We start from the raw sequence: 15,204 nt of genomic DNA, 5'->3' as shown, positions 1-15,204 counted from the left end.
CCGTGTTCAGGCGCGCGCGCTATCAGCTGGCCATCGGTGGGTTCGGCCAGGAAGTTGCCGTCGGGGTGGGAACCCGTCGTTGCCCCCGCTGCAACTGCCGTACGATCTCAGCGGCGATCTTGTCGTCGTCGAGGTCGATGTAGGTGTATGCCCGGTCGAGCAGGGTGCGGCTACGCCGGACGTCGGGGCAGCAACCGGTGCCGTACACCACCACTACCCGGGGGGGTGTCCCTATGGGTTTCGTCAAGCGGCGATCGGCGTGGCTGGGCGGGCCTGGTAGGGGGTCTTGTCGCGGAGCATGGCGAACAGGACGTCGCAGCGGCGTCGGGCGAGGCAGATGAGGGCGGCGTTGTGGCGCTTGCCCTCGGCTCTCTTTCGGTCGTAGTAGGCGCGGCTCAGGGGTCACCGAGGGCAGCGAACGCGGCGAGGAAGAACGCCCGTTTGAGGTTCTTGTTGCCGCCGCGGGGTGGGTGTTCGCCGCGGATGCTGCTGCCGGATCGTCGGGTGACAGGGGCGAGGCCGGCGTAGGCGGCGAGGTGCCCGGGAGTCGGGAAGGCGGTGCCGTCGCCGACTTCGAGCAGGATTCGGGCGGCGGTCCTGACGCCGATGCCGGGCATCGAGGTCAGGACCGGGGCAAGAGGGTGTGCATCGAGGATCCTTTCGACCTCGCCGGCGGCCTGGTCGCGTTGCCGCAAGGTGTCGCGGAGGGTGTCGGCGAGGCGGGGCAGGATCGTCTCGGCTGCTTGGGTGCCGGGGACGGTGACGGTCTGCTCGTCCAGGGCGGTCATGATCTGCTCGACCAGGCGTTCGCCCATGCGGGGTGCGTGGACGGCGGTGATCGCCATCAGCTTGCGGCGGCCTGCCTTGCGCAGCCCGACCGGGCCGCCGCAACGGGACAGCAACTCCAGCACGGCCTTGTGGTGCACCTTCGGGCCGAGGACCCGTTCCAGGGCGGGATGGATCTGCGTCAGCAGACCACGGATCCGGTTCGACACGCGGGTGGCTTCGCCAGCGAGGTCGTCGTCGAAGCCGACCAGCACCTCCAGCTCCGCGAGGGCTTCGTCGCCGACGTCGACCCGCCGCAGCGTGTGCGGCAGGGTCCGGGCGGCATCGGCGATGACGTAGGCGTCCCGGGCGTCGGTCTTCGCCGAACCGGGATGCAGGTCAGCGATGCGCCGCATCGCCAGGCCAGGCAGGTAGGCCACGTGATGACCACATGATCGAGCCACCGCGACCGGCAAGGCACCGATCGAGGCCGGCTGATCGACCACCACCAGAACCCTGCCGTGACGGGCGAGCTTGTCGAACAACTGCCGCAGCCTGGCCTCAGTGTTCGGCAACGCCGCATCGTGCAGCCGCTTGCCGTCCGGCGCCAACCCGACCGCGTGGTGACCCTCTTTGCCGACGTCCAAGCCGAGGTAGACGCCATATCCGCCGTGCACCACACCCGCCTCCACGCATCGCTCCGTGGCCTCGGCCGCTGGTCTGAGCGTCGGACTGCCGGCAGCCACGTTACGAAGAGACCTACCCCGAACACGGGTGGCCGTGTCCCTATCAGCGGTCCACCGACGCCACCCGACCCGGCGACAACACCCCCCGGATCATCCGAACGACAGGGGCAGGAAGTCATACCAGGCCGGGCGACCGAGGGTCCCCGGCTGGGGACGATCAAAAAGGTAACGGGGGTGATCGTGCGGAGGGCGCCGAATTCGGCGATGCCGCAGGCGGTGTGTGCGTCGGTGGTCGAGATCATGCGGTGGACCAGCCGGGCGGGCTGAGCTGGGCCGCGCGGTCGTCCTGTTGGGGGTAATGTTCTGGCTGTCCTGTGCGGTCATCGTGGCCTCCCGGGTGGGGCGGTCAGGAGGCGCAGCAGGACAGCTTCGCCACGTCGCGGGTGAAGGTCTGGGCGGCGAGTTTCAGACCTTCGGCCATGGTCAGGTAGGGGCACCAGATGTCGCCATCTGCACCACGGTCATGCCCGCCTGCACGGCGTAGACTGCGGCGGCGATGAGGGCACCGGCGTTGTCGGCTTGGACGTGCACGCCCCGGATGCGGCCGCTGCCACGCTTGGCGACGATCTTGACGAGGAGGCGGGTGTCGCGGTTGACGATCGCCCGTGGCACGAAGTCCAGGGGCAGCACGTGGCATTCGCAGTCCAGGCCCTGCATGGCGGCCTGGGCGTCGATTAGCCCGGCGGCGGCGATCGCCGGGGTGGTGAAGATGACCTGCGGCAGGTTGGTGTAGTCCATCCGGCGGCCGGCGCCGCCGAAGGCGTTGTCCACGATCAGGGCGCCGTACGCGCCCGCCACGTACACGAACTGCGGATGCCCCTTCACGTCCTCGGCGGCCCAGATCCGCCGGTTGCTGGTAAGCAGGCGCTCGTCGACGACGATCTCGCCGCGCCGGCCGACCGTCACTCCCACCTGATCCAGGTTCAGGCCACCGGTGAGGGGGCGGTGGCCGGTGGCGGCCAGCAGTTGCTCCGCGGCCAGCTCGACAGTGCCGGCGCCGGTGGTGAGGGTGAGCGAGTAACCGTCGTCGGCGCGGGCGACGGCGGTGACGGTTGGGCCTGTGTGCACGGGGATGCCCTCGTCGGCGAACACGCCCTCGATGGCTGCGGAGATCTCCGGCTCCTCGAACGGCGCCAGCCGGTCCAGGGTCTCCACCACGGTCACGCGCGTGCCGAGGCGGGCGAACAGCTGCGCCTGTTCCAGGCCGATCGCGTTGCCGCCGATGACGACCATCGACTCGGGAAGCCGGTCGAGGTCCATGGCGGTGGTGGAGGTCAGGTAGCCGGCGTCGGCGAGCCCGGCGATCGGCGGCGCCCATGGTGTGGATCCGGTGGCCACCACGTAGTGCGTGGCCTCGATCGTGCAGGTGTCCCCATTGGCCTGTTCCACCGCCAGGCGCGGCTGGTCAGGGTCGCCGGTGAATCTGGCGGTGCCGGCCACGATCTGCCACCTACTCATCCTCGCCGGAGTCCTCGGCGGGATCGGCGGTTTCACCCAGGGCGGCATCGCCCTCGGCGTCGGCGCCGCGGTCGTCGCCGCGGCGTGGCCAGCCGCCATCTTCCTGGGCCGCCGGTCAAGCCAGCCGCCTGCCTGCTGCCCCAGACCAACCGCCGACCCGGCGCACGGAAGCAACGTCCGAGAACACGAACAGGTCGCGGAATAGCGCGCCGACGGCGACGCCCCGTCACCGGTCCGGTTGCCGAAGAGCCCGATCGCGGCGTCGGGCTGAGCGACCAAATCCTGGTGGAGATTCGACTTTCGCTGATGGTGAACACGGACCGGCCCCGTGAGCAGATCCTCTGGGCCTTAAGTTGCCGGTTACTGGCTGCCTCCATCGCGACGCACTCACAGCCAAGGAGGAATAGCGAAGAACCCGCAATACGTGCTCTCCACCAGCTGACGGCTACGCGGTCGAAGTGCTTCACACCGGTGGGTAGGGCCTAGCGACACGGTGCACCGTCGTTCGCCGATCTGAGAGAAGCATCAGGGGCAGGACGAGAACCGGCATCCACTCGACGGCTGCGGCCGTGGAGTGTCGTAGTCTGCGCTGGTGACGTGGGACGGTCCGGCTGGTGCGATGCGCGGCTACCGCGCTGTCGCGGTGGCGGTCGTCGTCGCTGCGGTTCTGGTCCTGCACGCGCTGCAGTGCGCCACGGGTCTGGACACTGCGACACCTTCGGCGGCTGCCAGTTCCACGCCCTCCCTCGCTTCCTACGACGCGTCTGCGGCCCTGAACAGCCTCGCTGATGCCCTCGCCTCCGCCGATCCGGAGGCGACTGACGGGCATCATGCGCCGGCAGATGGCGGGAGCGTGGCCGTGACGGCCTGCCTGCTGTTGCTGGTGATCGGCGGCGCCGTCGTACTGGGGGCATTCCAGCGCTGGGTCCGCCGGCTACCTGTTGGCCGGGGGTTGCGTCACCGGCCGGTGAGCCGGCCTGTGACGGTCCGGCTGCTGTCACTGTTGTGCGTGTCGCGGGTGTAGAACCGGTTTGCGGTTGTGAGCCCGTGGCGCTCCACGCGTCCTGATACGTGGCCGGCTGAGTAGCCGTCGCGGGCCTTCGTTCCTGCCGAGTCTGCCAAACGTGGTCCTGGCCAGTCGGCCAGCAAGCTCGGCTGTCCCTTCGTCGGGTCTGAGGATGCCGTGAACGACACCGTCACTTACATGCTGGCCGTGCGCGGGTTGTGCTGCGACCGTGCGGAGAGCGCGGTACGGCGAATTTTGGAAGATCTGCCGGGGGTGCATCGGGCGCACGTGTCCGCAGCGGCGGGCCGCGCGGTGGTGGACGCCGACCCGGTCGTCGTCACCGCTCCCGTGCTGACCGCGGCGCTCGCCGCGTCCGGCTATCCGTCCCGGCTGGAATCGCTCTGATCTCCGGCCCGCCCGCCGCCTCGTGATCGGGGCGTGCGGTAGCGGGTTGACTCATTCGTGGAGAGTCGATGGCTGCTCTGTCTGACAATCTGTTCACTCTTGCTCTCCTCGGCCACCTCACGGCCGTGATTGCCTTTGCCGCGGCCCAGGTGGCACCGCGGCGGGTTGCCGTACCGGTTCCTGCGACGGTTCCTGCGGCTGCCGTCCCGACGATGGCTGCCGTGTCGCGCCGGGTTGCCATCGGGCGCGTCGTCGGCCTGGGCGCGGTCGGGGCGGCCGCGGCGGCGCAGGCCGGTAGCCTGGTCGCCCGGGCGGCCGCGGCGGGGCGCGTGCCGTGGGGCAACATGTACGAGTTCATCGTGGCGGTGACCCTGGTCGGGGTGCTCGCCTGGCTGGTCCTGGCGGTCCGGCGCCCCGCGGTGCGGCCACTGGGCCTGTACGTCGCGGTGTGCGCGTTGGTGCTGCTCGCCGCGGCGGGCCTGCACGTATACACGCCGGCGGGTCCGCTGGTGCCGGCGTTGCAGTCGGTGTGGCTGGCGGTGCACGTCAGCGCCGCCGCGATCGCGTCCGGGTTGTTCCTGATCGGGTTCGTCGCCGCCGCGGCCCTGCTGCTACGGGCGCGTTATGAGCGACGGGGCACGCCGAGATCGGGGGATCTGCGTGACACCTTGGCGGCGCGGCTGCCCGCGACGGCGGTGTGGCGGCGACTGTCGTTCCGGATGCACGCGGCGGGCTTCCTGGTGTGGACCTTCGCGGTGATGGCCGGAGCGGTGTGGGCGGAGGCGGCGTGGGGCCGCTTCTGGGGCTGGGACCCGAAGGAGACGTGGGCGTTCATCTCCTGGGTGGTGTATGCGGCCTACCTGCACGCGAACGCGACCGCGAGTGTGCGGGCCACCACCGCGGCGTGGGTGGCGGTGGTGGGCTGGGCGACGATGATGTTCAACCTGTTCGCGGTGAACCTGGTGATCTCCGGTCTGCACTCCTACGCGGGGGCCTGAGCCGTGGTCAGCCGCTACTTGACGGGGTTTGCGCCGCGGCCCGCGGCGGTTGTCGCACCTGCGTGCGGCGCGGAGCTCTCCTCGTCGTGCGGCGCGGCGGCGGCCGAGAGCAGCCGGGCGAACAGCTGGGCGGTGCGGGCGCCGGTCATGCCGGTGCCCGTGAACCGGTGGGTCACCCCGTTGACGTGTTCGATCGTGACGGTGATGCCGCCGTTGGCCTGCTCACTGCGGGCCGCGCTGATGTCCCGTACGTGGATGGCGGAGCCGGGGTGGCGCTCGGCGCGCCAGAGCAGCACTGCGGCGACGGCTGCACCGATGCCGCCGGCGATGATCAGGCCGACTGTCGCGGCGGTGGCCCACAGGCCGACGGCCGGGCCGATCGCGTGGCCGACACCGATGGAAATGGCAGCGAGGCCGAGGCCGAGCATCACCGCTCCGGCGGACCAGTGCAGCAGCCGCCGCCAGCGGGTGGCGGCGGGGGTGATCCACACCGTGGTGTCGTCGGAGCGGAGGCTGGCGGTCTCGCCGGAGTCGAGCGCAACGGGGAACACCTTCACGCCGCTACCGTACGTCACGCAGAGAGAGGGCGGACAACATGCCTGGCTTCCCGAGCGGCTATCGTCGGGGCGTGTCGCCCTGGCTTCGTCCCCGCTGGCTCGTTGGCCACGTGATCGTCGGTGTGGTCGCGGTGGTGTTCCTGCGGCTGGGCTGGTGGCAGTGGCAACACGCACGGCAGGGCAACACCCTCAGCTACGGGTACGCGTTGCAGTGGCCGCTTTTTGCCGCCTTCGGGGTCTTCTTCTGGGTCAAGGTGGTGCGCGAGCGGTTGAGCCACGCCGACGTCCGACGGCAGGGGGGCAGGCCGCAGGCAGCGGTGCCGTCGCTGGGTCACAGCTGGCGCTTCGAGCGCAGCGACCCGGACGGCGCGGCGCCGGCGCGGATGACGCCCGCCTTTGTGACGCAGACCGACGCCCAGGATCCGCAGGTGGCCGCCTACGAGGACATGCTGCGGTGGCTCAACGACGACCCCCGCCGGCACGTCTCGGACTACCCGGGCTTCCAGGACCGCTAGACCTCGACACCTCGAACGCGCCGCTGCCGGCACGGTCCCGTCGCACCGGCGTGGATGACGGCTGCCGGCTCAGGCAAACGCCGCCGGCGGTATCCGCAGCACCGAGCCTGCTGACAGATGTTCGCATCGACATCGTGCCGCCACCACGGCGCCGCTGCGCAGACAACCACCTGCGGCCGCGCCTGTGCGAAGGTCGTCACTCCAGTGCCGTGAGGCGTCCCGCCGGCGGCTCCCGCCACGCTGCTCTGCGGCTGCCCGCGGACGCGGCCGCGCCCGATAGGCAGTTCGTGGGGTCGGGCCTCGCCTCGATGGCGATGCGTGGTTCTGCCGGCCGCTGCTCGCCGAAGTCACGCCTCGATCGTCGGTCGCGGCCCACGCGCGGGCGCCCTCGACCGGTGGCGGACGAGCGCCGCTGGGGTGTGCCTCCGCCCGGCCCGCCTTGCCAGCCGACCGGCATGGCTGGCGACGGCCCGTGCGGCCGAACACCCGACGTTGATCACGAGGACCAGGAGGGCCTGTGAACATGAGTACGCCGGCGACAGCCGGGCACGACGATCCGGCGGCCGGGGACGTGACGGTGCGGCCGAGGCGGATACGGCAGATCAGCCTGGGCGCCGCAGCGGTGATCCTGGCGATCAACGTGTACGCGGGGCTCACCTTGAGTGGAACCACCTCCAACGGGGGAAAGCTGTTTCCCGCCGACCGGTGGGCGGTCATCGGGGTCGGGGTGTTCTTCACCGGGCTGGCGCTGCTGCCGTGGCGGCTGCGGGTGCAGGCCGACGTCGAGCGGGTGCGGGTGCGCAACCTGCTCGGTGATGTCACCGTGCCGTGGCAGGTGGTGGAGCGGGTGCGGTTCGACCGCAAGGCGGTGTGGGCATCGCTGGATCTGGTCAACGGCGACGTGGTGCCGCTGCTGAGCGTGCAGGTGATCGACCACGCGGACGCGGTCGCTGCCGTCAGACGCCTGCGGGCCCTGCTCGCCGCCGCCCGGGCCATGGAGGCGGACGGGGCCGGTGCCACGGCGCCACCCGCCGAGGGCGGGCCAGCCGTTGAGGGGGCGGCCCCTGCTGCGGGGGATCGATCCACCTCCAGCTGAGTTGCACTTATTGCAATGTGAGCATATGTTGGCTCGGTCGGTCGACAGGGAGGGGGCATCCGGGCATGGGCGAGGGACACGACCACGGGCAGCAGATCATGCGCGCCGGTGAGAAGCACCGCGGCCGGTTGTGGGCGGCGTTCGCCCTGCTGGTCGCCTTCATGCTGGTCGAGGCGGTCGCGGCGTGGCTGACCGGTTCGCTGGCGCTGCTGTCCGACGCCGGGCACATGTTCACCGACGTGCTCGGCATCGGCATGGCCCTGGCGGCGATCACCGCCGCCAGCAAGGCCTCCCACGACGGTCAGCGCACCTTCGGGTTGTACCGGATGGAGGTCCTCGCCGCGCTGGCCAACGCGGTGCTGCTGTTCGGCGTGGCCATCTACGTGCTGGTGGAAGCGGTGCGCCGCTTCTCCGCGCCGCACGAGGTGCTGGCCGGGCCGATGCTGATCGTGGCGGTGGCCGGCCTGGTGGCCAACATCGTCGCGTTCTTTCTGCTGCGTTCAGGCTCGGAGGAGAGCCTGAACGTGCGGGGCGCCTACCTTGAGGTGCTCGGCGACCTGTTCACCTCGGTCGGCGTCATCGTCGCCGCCGGAATCATCGCCCTGACCAACTGGTGGTACGCCGACCCGATCATCGCGGTGGCGGTGGGCCTGTTCATCCTGCCCCGCACCTACAAGCTGGGCCGGGCCGCGGTGCGGGTGCTGGTGCAGGCCGCCCCGCCGCACCTGGACGTCGCGCAGGTCCGCGACGCCCTGGCCGCGGTCGACGGCGTCGCGGACGTGCACGACCTGCACGTCTGGACCCTGACCTCGGGGATGGAGGTGGCGTCGGCGCATCTGATCCTCGCCCGCGACAGTGACCTGGCCGCGGTCCTGGCCGCGTCCCGGCAGGTGTTGCACGACCGGTTCTCCATCGAGCACGCGACCCTGCAGGCCGAGCCGCAGGGCGCCGACGGCGTCTGCGACGCAAGCGGTTGGTAATGGTTTGTGGGGAATTTTCCGCTGCCTCTGCGCGACTATCTGAGGAATGACCCGCTAGCTGGGAGTCCGGCCTTGACCCGCACGTACCGTTTCGTCCTGCCCGTCCGTGTGGCTGCGGCCCTCTGCGTGGCCGCCGCCCTGCTCGTGCCGGCCACGCCGGCGTGGGCACACAACGCCTTGCGCGAGTCGACGCCCGCCGCGAACGCCAGCCTCGCCACCGCCCCGCGGCAGGTCGAGCTGGTCTTCGTCGAACGGCTCGATCCGCGGTTCACCACCATCGCGGTCACCGCACCGGGTGACGTTCCCGCCGTCGCCGGCAGGCCGGCCGTGTCGGGTACCCGCGCCACCCAGCCGCTCAAGTCTGACCTGCCCGCCGGCAGGTACACGGTGGCGTACCGGGTGGTGTCCGTCGACGGGCATCCGGTGCAGGACTCCTACACGTTCACCGTCACCGCATCGGCGTCCGCGTCCCCGCTCGCGGCATCCGCGCCGTCGGCGTCGGCCCCCACCACACCGCCGTCGGCGCCGGCGACCACCGCCGCTTCCTCTGCCGCCGCCGCTGATGGCGCCCCGAGCATGCGGGTCGGGCTGGTGGGAGTGCTGCTCGCGCTCGTGGCGGCCGGGGCGGGTCTGCTGCTGTGGCGCAAGCGGGCGGCCCGGCGATGAGCATGCAGAGCGTCGTGCGGCGTCCGGTGCTGGTGCCCGCCGGCACTGTCCTCGTCGCGGCCGCAGTCGGAGCGGCACTGCTGTGGTGGGGTGGCGGCGCGGTACCCCAGACGGTGCCCGGCCTGCCGGACCCGGGCCCGACCACCGCGTGGATCCTGCCGGCCGCCCGGTTGGGCATGCAGGTCGGTGCGGTCATCACCGTCGGGCTGCTGCTGGCCGTGGTGATGCTGTCGCCCCGCGACGACGAAGGTCGCCTGTCGGCCCTGGGCTACCGCCGCCTGCGCGCCGCGGCGTTCAGTGCCGCCGCCTGGGCGGCGGCGTCCGCGGTGGCGGTCTGCTACACCCTGGTCGACCTGTTCGGGCTGCCCGCCGCCCAGGTGTTGTCCGTGCGGGCGGTGCTGCACTTCGCGCTCAGCGTGGCGCTCGGGCAGGCGCTGGCCCTCAGCGGCGTCCTCGCGTTGCTCGTGGCGCTGATCGCCGCCAGGAGCCTGCGTCCGGGCGGTGCCCTGGCGGCGTTGTGCGCCGCGGTGGCGGCGACGATCCCGCCGGTGTTCACCGGGCACGCCGCCGGGTCCGGCAACCACCAGGTCGCGGTGTCCGGGCAGTTGCTGCACGTCATCCCGGTCACCCTGTGGGTCGGTGGGCTGTTCGCCCTGGCCGTCACCGCCCGCGGGTCGACCGCCGACCTGGCCGTCGCGGTGCGCCGGTTCTCGCCGCTCGCGCTGGCCTGCCTGGTCGTCGTCGGCGCCTCCGGCCTGGTGTCCGCCGCCACCCGCCTGTCCGCCCCGGCGGAGCTGCTGACCACCCGTTACGGGCAACTGCTGCTGGTCAAGATCGCGGCGCTCGCCGCGGTCGGGGTGGCCGGGCTGCTGCACCGCCGCCGCGCGATCCCCGCCCTATATGCGGGACGGCGGCGTCCGTTCCTGCGGGTGGCGGTGGTGGAGACGCTGCTGTTCGCCGCCACCCTCGGCGCCGCTGTGGCGCTGTCGCGTACACCCGCACCCCTGGGTGAGGCGGAGGGGGAACCCTTGGCGGCCCTGCTCGGTTTCCCCATGCCGCCACCGTTGAGCATCGAGACCGTGGCGAGGCTGTGGCTGCCCGATCCGCTGATCATCGCCGCCGCGGTGGCGGCCGCCGGCCTGTACCTGGCCGGGGTGTGGCGACTGCGCCGCCGCGGTGACACGTGGCCGCCCGCCCGCACCGCGCTGTGGCTGGCCGGCTGCGCGGTGATCGTCATCGCAACGTCCAGCGGCCTGGCCCGCTACGGTCCCGTGTTGTTCGCCGTGCACATGGTGCAGCACCTGCTGCTGATGATGGTCGCCCCGATCCTGCTGGTGCTCGCCGGGCCGGTCACCCTGGCCCTGCGCGCGCTGCCCCCGTCGACCGACCCCCGGTGGCCCGGCCCCCGCGAGTGGCTGCAGACCGCCCTGCACTCGCAGGTCTCCCGCGCGCTGACCCATCCGTTGGTCACCCTGGCGCTGTATGTCGCGAGCCTCTACGTCCTGTACTTCACCGGCCTGTACGAGCTGGCGGTCCGCTCGCATGCCGCCCACCTGGCCATGATCGGCCACTTCCTCGGCGTCGGGTACCTGTTCTTCTGGACCGTGATCGGCATCGACCCCGCCCCCCGGCGGGTGCCACACCCGCTGAAGGCGATCCTGCTGTTGATCAGCATGGTGCTGCACGCCTTCCTCGGTGTGGCGCTCATGCAGTCGGGCGGCGTTCTCGCCGCCGACTGGTGGACCGCCCTCGCCCGTCCCTGGGGGCCCACCCCACTGCAGGACCAGCGCAACGCCGGCGGGGTTGCCTGGTCCTTCGGGGAACTGCCCACGGTCATCGTGCTCGGCGCCCTGATGCTGCAGTGGATCCGCGCCGACGAGCGGGAAGCCCGCCGCCGTGACCGCGCGGCCGACCGCGCCGAAGCGGAGGGCCGCGAGGACGACGAACTGGCCGCCTACAACCGCATGCTCGCCGGGCTCGCCGAACGTGACCGGCAGGTTCCCCGGTGAATCGCCGCCCGCCGAATGCCGGTGCCGGGAACCGGCAGCGGGCGATCAACGACTACCTGTCGACGACGGCACACGAGGCAGAAGGTTGGTTCGGATGAGACACCGATGGGCGATCGTCGCACTGGCCGCTGCGGCCGCCACCGTCACGGCGGCCAGCCCCGCGTGGGCCCACACCGACGCGAAGCTGACGCCGGCGCGCGCGGGCGCCGCCAACGCCGTGCTGTCCGTCGACGCCGAGGCCGAGTCCCGCACCGCCGGCACCACCTCGGTGCAGGTCTACCTGCCCGAGGGCATCGCCGCGTCGGACATCACCCTGCTCAAGGCCCCGCCCGGCTGGAAACTGTCCACCACCACGCCGAACAGCTACACCGTCGCCGGACCGGCCGTCCCGGTCGGGCAGGACGCCGAACACCAGGTACGTGTGCGGCAGCTGCCCAACACTGCGCAGGTGTCGTTCAAGATCCTGCAGAAGTACGGCGACGGGCGTATCGACCGGTGGATCGAGGTGCCCAGCTCCGCCAACCCGGAGCCGGCCAACCCGGCCCCGACGGTGAAGCTCGCCGCCGCACCTACCGCCGCGCCAAGCAGCAGCCCCACCGTCGAGTCGAGCAGCCCGAGCGCGCCGCCCGCCACCGACGCCCCCGTCACCGCCGCGCCGGCGGCCAGCACTCAGGCGGACGCCGACAACAGCGGGATGCTGGTGCTACTCGCCGGTGTCGCCCTGGCCTTGGTGGCCCTCGCAGGCATCGTCGTCGCGCTACGGCGACGGCGTTCGTGAGTACCAGACTCCGCAGCCACGCCGATGTCCGCCGCCCACAGCGGCGCCGGTAGGCTGCGACCTGTGCTGGCACACCGGTGGGACGACGCGGCCGGCCGACGCGGCGGCCTCCGTCTGCGCCGGCTGTTGATTCTCATCGTTGCCGCCGTCGTCACGGCGATCGTGGCCCACGGAAGCCTCGACCTGGCCGTAGCGGCCAGCGCAGACTCGTCCTCGTCGTCTGTCGTCCTACACCTGCAGCCCTGTCCCGAGGACGTGCCCGGCCACGTCACAGGCACGTGCCCGGCGGAATCGCCAGGCGCGGTGCCGGTCGCCGAGCCGATCAGCCCCACCCTGACGCGGCTGATCGTCGCGCCCATGACCGACGTCACCGCCCCTGCCTTGGTGCCACCCGCGCATCTGCGCCCACGCCTCGCCCAGATGGTCGTCTACCGCACATAGGCCGGCCGCGCCGGCCGCGCCGGCTGCGTGTCCCGTCCCGCCTGCGGTGACGACCTCCGTGTCGGCCTACCACCGGTCAGCGCCCTCGAACTCGAGGCGGCGAACCCGACGACATCCCCGTCGCTGGTTGCTTCGGAATTCTGAGTCGGCGTTACCCACCCGTAGGTCGGGTTACGGCAGGCCATCCGGCACGCCGCGGCCGCGCCACCCCTCGCACCCACCGCCGTCTCCACGTGCACGAATGCCTGGTCGCCGGCCCTGCGGCGTGACCTTTCGCCGCCACCGCACCAGGCGGTCATTTCCTGCTGTCGCGAAAGGCACCATCAATGAGCAAGACCTCTTCGCCCACCCGCGGCGGTCGCCGCAAGCCCGTCGCGGTCCGACCCTCTCGACCTTGGGGCGTCATCAGCATGGTGACGGCCGTCAGCCTGGTCGCCGCCGGCATCATCGGATACGCCGCCCTGTCCACCTGGCAGGGAAGCCGTCCCTGGTCCGAGCGGCTGACCGCACTGTCCGGTGTCACCTCCTACACCTCCGCCGACTGGCTCACTCGCGAGCACAAGAGCGGACAGCTCACCTACAAGATCACCCCATCCGTGGGCGGCAACCACAACAGCGCGTGGCAGAACTGCACCGGCGACGTCTACGACGCGCCGATCGCCGCCGAACACGCCACCCACAGCATGGAACACGGCGCCGTGTGGATCACCCACCGCCCGGATCTGCCCGCGGACCAGGTGCAGAGCCTCGCCGACCGGGTACGTGGACTGGACTACCTCATGCTCAGTCCCGCCGACGGCCTGGACGCGCCGATCAGCGTTCAGGCCTGGGGTTACCGACTCACCGTCACCTCCGCCGACGACAAGCGCATCGACGACTTCATCCGCACCGCCCGGATCAACGCCGGGCCCGAGCGCGGCGCCACCTGCTCCGGTGGCATCACCGCCACCGGCACCACGCCCCGCGACAGCGCCGGGATGTGACCGTGGCCGGCATCGAACCCCAGCCCACACAGAACCTCCTACGCCGTCTCGCACTCGGCGTCGGGGCGTTTCTGCTGGTCCTGGCCGTGGGGGTGGCGATCGGGCTACTCGTCCCCGGCACCCGGGCGCCGTCGGACTCTTCCGCTGAGGCCGGGTTCGCCCGGGACATGGCCACCCACCACGCGCAGGCGGTGGAAATGTCGATGATCGCCTACGCGAACAGCGCTAGCCCTGAGGTGACCACACTGGCCCAGGACATCGCGCTGACCCAGCAGGCGCAGATCGGCACGATGCGCGCCTGGCTGACCGCCTGGAACCTGTCCCCGACCGGCCGTGAACCCATGGCCTGGATGAAGACACCCGAGGACACCCCCGGTATGGACCACGGCGGCGCCGCGACGATGCCCGGGATGGCCACGAAGGCGCAACTCGACAGCCTCCGCCGGGCGGCCGGCCGCGACCTGGACATCTCGTTCACACAACTGATGATCCGTCACCACGAAGGAGGGATCACCATGGTCGACGCCGTGCTGGCCGCCGAGCCGCGATCCGAGGTCCGCGACCTCGCCGCGCAGATGCGCGCCGGGCAGGACGCCGAACTGACCGCGATGCGCGACCTGCTGCACCGGCTCACCACGGACAACCGTGCCGCAAACGGCGCCGGCGGCGACTGAACCCGCCACCGACCTGCCACGAGATTACCTTTCCCTGGAGTGAAGGAGCTCAACTCCGGTGTCACCCTTCCACCCTCGTTGGACCTCGCGCGTACGCCGTACCGCCTGTCGTCTTGCCGGTGTCGCCGCGCTGGCCCTACTCGGTGTCGGCCTGGTCGCCTCCCCGGCCGCACCGTCGCCCGAGCAGGTCGAGGCGGCCATCGACAAGCAGTGGAGACAGCTCGAACCGACCATCGAGACCTACAACAAGGTCCGCGCCCAGCTGAAGGTCAACCGTGGCAAGGCGGCGGCCCTGCAGCGCAAGATCGAACCCTTGGCATTGACCACCGCGCTGGCCATGAACCGCATCGGTGACCTCGCCGCCCAGCAGTACATGACCGGCCCGCCCCGGGGCGTGGCGGCCCTGTTGACCGCCACCAGGCCGGGCATGCTCGCCGAACAGTTGACGATTCTCGATCGCCTGGCTGCCGCGCAGCGCCGCGAGGTAGCGGACGTCATTCTCGCACGTAGCCGCTACGAGGCCGAAAAGCAGAAGTTGGAGACCCTCATCGCCAGCCAGGCCGCTCAGGAAAAGGAACTTGCGGCGAAGAAGGTTCAAATCAACACGGAGATCAAACGGCTGCAGGCGATTATGCCGAAAACCACCGTCAAGGTGCCAGGATGCCCGACGATCACCGGCGTGGTGGGCACGGCCGCACAGACGGCGATCCGGGTGGCCTGCCAACAGGTGGGTGACCCGTACGTGTGGGGAGCCAACGGTCCGGACGGCTTCGACTGTTCAGGACTGACCCAGTTCGCCTACAAGGCGGCTGGCGTCGCGTTGACCCATTTCACCGGTGCTCAGTGGAACGAGGGCCGGCCGGTGTCCAGGTCCGAGGCCCGTCCGGGAGATCTGGTCTTCTTCTACAGCGACCTGCACCACATGGGGTTGTATCTGGGCAACGGCCTGATGGTCCATGCCCCTCGCACGGGCAAGCTGATCCAGGTTTCTCCCATCAGCATCATGCCGGTCGTCGGCTTCCGCCGGCCCGGCTGAGGACCCGTGCCACCGACTTTCTGTCGGTGAGGTCCGGCCGTCCCCGATACGCCGCCCGGGTCAGAGCTGTCCTGCCCGAGCGGGATGGCGC

General features: G+C 71.1%; 16 protein-coding genes and 1 pseudogene. 13 read left to right on the top strand and 4 right to left on the bottom strand.

Going from position 1 to position 15,204, the window contains the following annotated elements; genetic code table 11:
- Window positions 1–22: 22 nt before the first annotated feature.
- The 3 genes and pseudogenes from ACLQ2W_RS00430 to ACLQ2W_RS00420 form a co-directional block, all read right to left on the bottom strand.
- Window positions 23–208, bottom strand: coding sequence for a glutaredoxin family protein (locus tag ACLQ2W_RS00430; RefSeq protein ID WP_425784763.1), 186 nt, complete (start codon window positions 206–208; stop codon window positions 23–25).
- Window positions 209–243: 35 nt separating this feature from the next.
- Window positions 244–1,442: pseudogene (locus tag ACLQ2W_RS00425) on the bottom strand (IS110 family transposase).
- A 492-nt stretch (window positions 1,443–1,934) separates the two neighbouring features.
- Window positions 1,935–2,969: an FAD-dependent oxidoreductase gene (locus ACLQ2W_RS00420; protein ID WP_425784762.1), complete on the bottom strand. Its 1,035-nt coding sequence runs from the start codon at window positions 2,967–2,969 to the stop codon at window positions 1,935–1,937.
- Window positions 2,970–3,561: 592 nt separating this feature from the next.
- Between ACLQ2W_RS00420 and ACLQ2W_RS00415 the strand changes: the two genes are divergently transcribed.
- The 3 genes from ACLQ2W_RS00415 (at window position 3,562) to ccsB (ending at window position 5,378) form a co-directional block, all read left to right on the top strand.
- The gene (locus ACLQ2W_RS00415; RefSeq protein ID WP_425784761.1) at window positions 3,562–3,993 is read left to right on the top strand and encodes a hypothetical protein; all 432 of its coding nucleotides are present in this window, start codon (window positions 3,562–3,564) and stop codon (window positions 3,991–3,993) included.
- Window positions 3,994–4,152: 159 nt separating this feature from the next.
- Window positions 4,153–4,380, top strand: a complete 228-nt coding sequence (locus ACLQ2W_RS00410; protein WP_082171188.1) for a cation transporter — start codon at window positions 4,153–4,155, stop codon at window positions 4,378–4,380.
- 68 nt (window positions 4,381–4,448) lie between these two features.
- The gene (ccsB, locus tag ACLQ2W_RS00405) at window positions 4,449–5,378 is read left to right on the top strand and encodes a c-type cytochrome biogenesis protein CcsB (protein WP_425784760.1); all 930 of its coding nucleotides are present in this window, start codon (window positions 4,449–4,451) and stop codon (window positions 5,376–5,378) included.
- A 14-nt stretch (window positions 5,379–5,392) separates the two neighbouring features.
- Here ccsB and ACLQ2W_RS00400 read toward each other — a convergent pair whose 3' ends face one another.
- Window positions 5,393–5,935 (bottom strand): hypothetical protein, encoded by a 543-nt coding sequence (locus ACLQ2W_RS00400; protein ID WP_123111663.1) that lies wholly within the window; start codon window positions 5,933–5,935, stop codon window positions 5,393–5,395.
- A 71-nt stretch (window positions 5,936–6,006) separates the two neighbouring features.
- Between ACLQ2W_RS00400 and ACLQ2W_RS00395 the strand changes: the two genes are divergently transcribed.
- The 10 genes from ACLQ2W_RS00395 to ACLQ2W_RS00350 all read left to right on the top strand — a co-directional run bounded on the left by ACLQ2W_RS00395 (window position 6,007) and on the right by ACLQ2W_RS00350 (window position 15,113).
- Window positions 6,007–6,450, top strand: a complete 444-nt coding sequence (locus ACLQ2W_RS00395) for a hypothetical protein (protein WP_425784759.1) — start codon at window positions 6,007–6,009, stop codon at window positions 6,448–6,450.
- A gap of 523 nt (window positions 6,451–6,973) precedes the next feature.
- Window positions 6,974–7,546: a PH domain-containing protein gene (locus ACLQ2W_RS00390; protein ID WP_425785978.1), complete on the top strand. Its 573-nt coding sequence runs from the start codon at window positions 6,974–6,976 to the stop codon at window positions 7,544–7,546.
- 65 nt (window positions 7,547–7,611) lie between these two features.
- The gene (locus ACLQ2W_RS00385) at window positions 7,612–8,526 is read left to right on the top strand and encodes a cation diffusion facilitator family transporter (protein ID WP_425784758.1); all 915 of its coding nucleotides are present in this window, start codon (window positions 7,612–7,614) and stop codon (window positions 8,524–8,526) included.
- A 72-nt stretch (window positions 8,527–8,598) separates the two neighbouring features.
- The gene (locus tag ACLQ2W_RS00380; protein WP_425784757.1) at window positions 8,599–9,192 is read left to right on the top strand and encodes a copper resistance CopC family protein; all 594 of its coding nucleotides are present in this window, start codon (window positions 8,599–8,601) and stop codon (window positions 9,190–9,192) included.
- Window positions 9,189–11,201 carry a cytochrome c oxidase assembly protein gene (locus ACLQ2W_RS00375; protein ID WP_425784756.1) on the top strand — a complete coding sequence of 671 codons (2,013 nt, stop codon included), beginning with the start codon at window positions 9,189–9,191 and terminating at the stop codon, window positions 11,199–11,201. Before ACLQ2W_RS00380 ends, ACLQ2W_RS00375 begins: the two co-directional genes overlap by 4 nt.
- Window positions 11,202–11,295: 94 nt before the next feature.
- Window positions 11,296–11,979: a DUF1775 domain-containing protein gene (locus ACLQ2W_RS00370; RefSeq protein ID WP_425784755.1), complete on the top strand. Its 684-nt coding sequence runs from the start codon at window positions 11,296–11,298 to the stop codon at window positions 11,977–11,979.
- A 63-nt stretch (window positions 11,980–12,042) separates the two neighbouring features.
- Complete coding sequence (locus ACLQ2W_RS00365) at window positions 12,043–12,420, top strand: hypothetical protein (RefSeq protein WP_425784754.1); 378 nt, start codon at window positions 12,043–12,045, stop codon at window positions 12,418–12,420.
- Between the two features lie 410 nt (window positions 12,421–12,830).
- The gene (locus ACLQ2W_RS00360) at window positions 12,831–13,403 is read left to right on the top strand and encodes a DUF3105 domain-containing protein (protein ID WP_425784753.1); all 573 of its coding nucleotides are present in this window, start codon (window positions 12,831–12,833) and stop codon (window positions 13,401–13,403) included.
- Between the two features lie 2 nt (window positions 13,404–13,405).
- Window positions 13,406–14,077 carry a DUF305 domain-containing protein gene (locus ACLQ2W_RS00355; protein ID WP_425784752.1) on the top strand — a complete coding sequence of 224 codons (672 nt, stop codon included), beginning with the start codon at window positions 13,406–13,408 and terminating at the stop codon, window positions 14,075–14,077.
- Window positions 14,078–14,135: 58 nt separating this feature from the next.
- Window positions 14,136–15,113, top strand: a complete 978-nt coding sequence (locus ACLQ2W_RS00350) for a C40 family peptidase (protein ID WP_425784751.1) — start codon at window positions 14,136–14,138, stop codon at window positions 15,111–15,113.
- Window positions 15,114–15,204 lie beyond the last annotated feature (91 nt).

The organism is Micromonospora sp. DT227 (assembly GCF_049841835.1).
GTDB lineage: Bacteria > Actinomycetota > Actinomycetes > Mycobacteriales > Micromonosporaceae > Micromonospora.
The sequence above is the reverse complement of the archived record's forward strand: the minus strand, read 5'-3'. Positions and strand labels throughout refer to the sequence as shown.

Excerpts from the sequence above, each read along its gene's own strand:
- ACLQ2W_RS00420 (WP_425784762.1), bottom strand. The coding sequence starts at position 2,969 with ATGAGTAGGTGGCAGATCGTGGCCGGCACCGCCAGATTCACCGGCGAC.
- ccsB (WP_425784760.1), top strand. The coding sequence starts at position 4,449 with ATGGCTGCTCTGTCTGACAATCTGTTCACTCTTGCTCTCCTCGGCCAC.
- ACLQ2W_RS00390 (WP_425785978.1), top strand. The coding sequence starts at position 6,974 with ATGAGTACGCCGGCGACAGCCGGGCACGACGATCCGGCGGCCGGGGAC.
- ACLQ2W_RS00385 (WP_425784758.1), top strand. The coding sequence starts at position 7,612 with ATGGGCGAGGGACACGACCACGGGCAGCAGATCATGCGCGCCGGTGAG.
- ACLQ2W_RS00375 (WP_425784756.1), top strand. The coding sequence starts at position 9,189 with ATGAGCATGCAGAGCGTCGTGCGGCGTCCGGTGCTGGTGCCCGCCGGC.
- ACLQ2W_RS00370 (WP_425784755.1), top strand. The coding sequence starts at position 11,296 with ATGAGACACCGATGGGCGATCGTCGCACTGGCCGCTGCGGCCGCCACC.
- ACLQ2W_RS00360 (WP_425784753.1), top strand. The coding sequence starts at position 12,831 with ATGGTGACGGCCGTCAGCCTGGTCGCCGCCGGCATCATCGGATACGCC.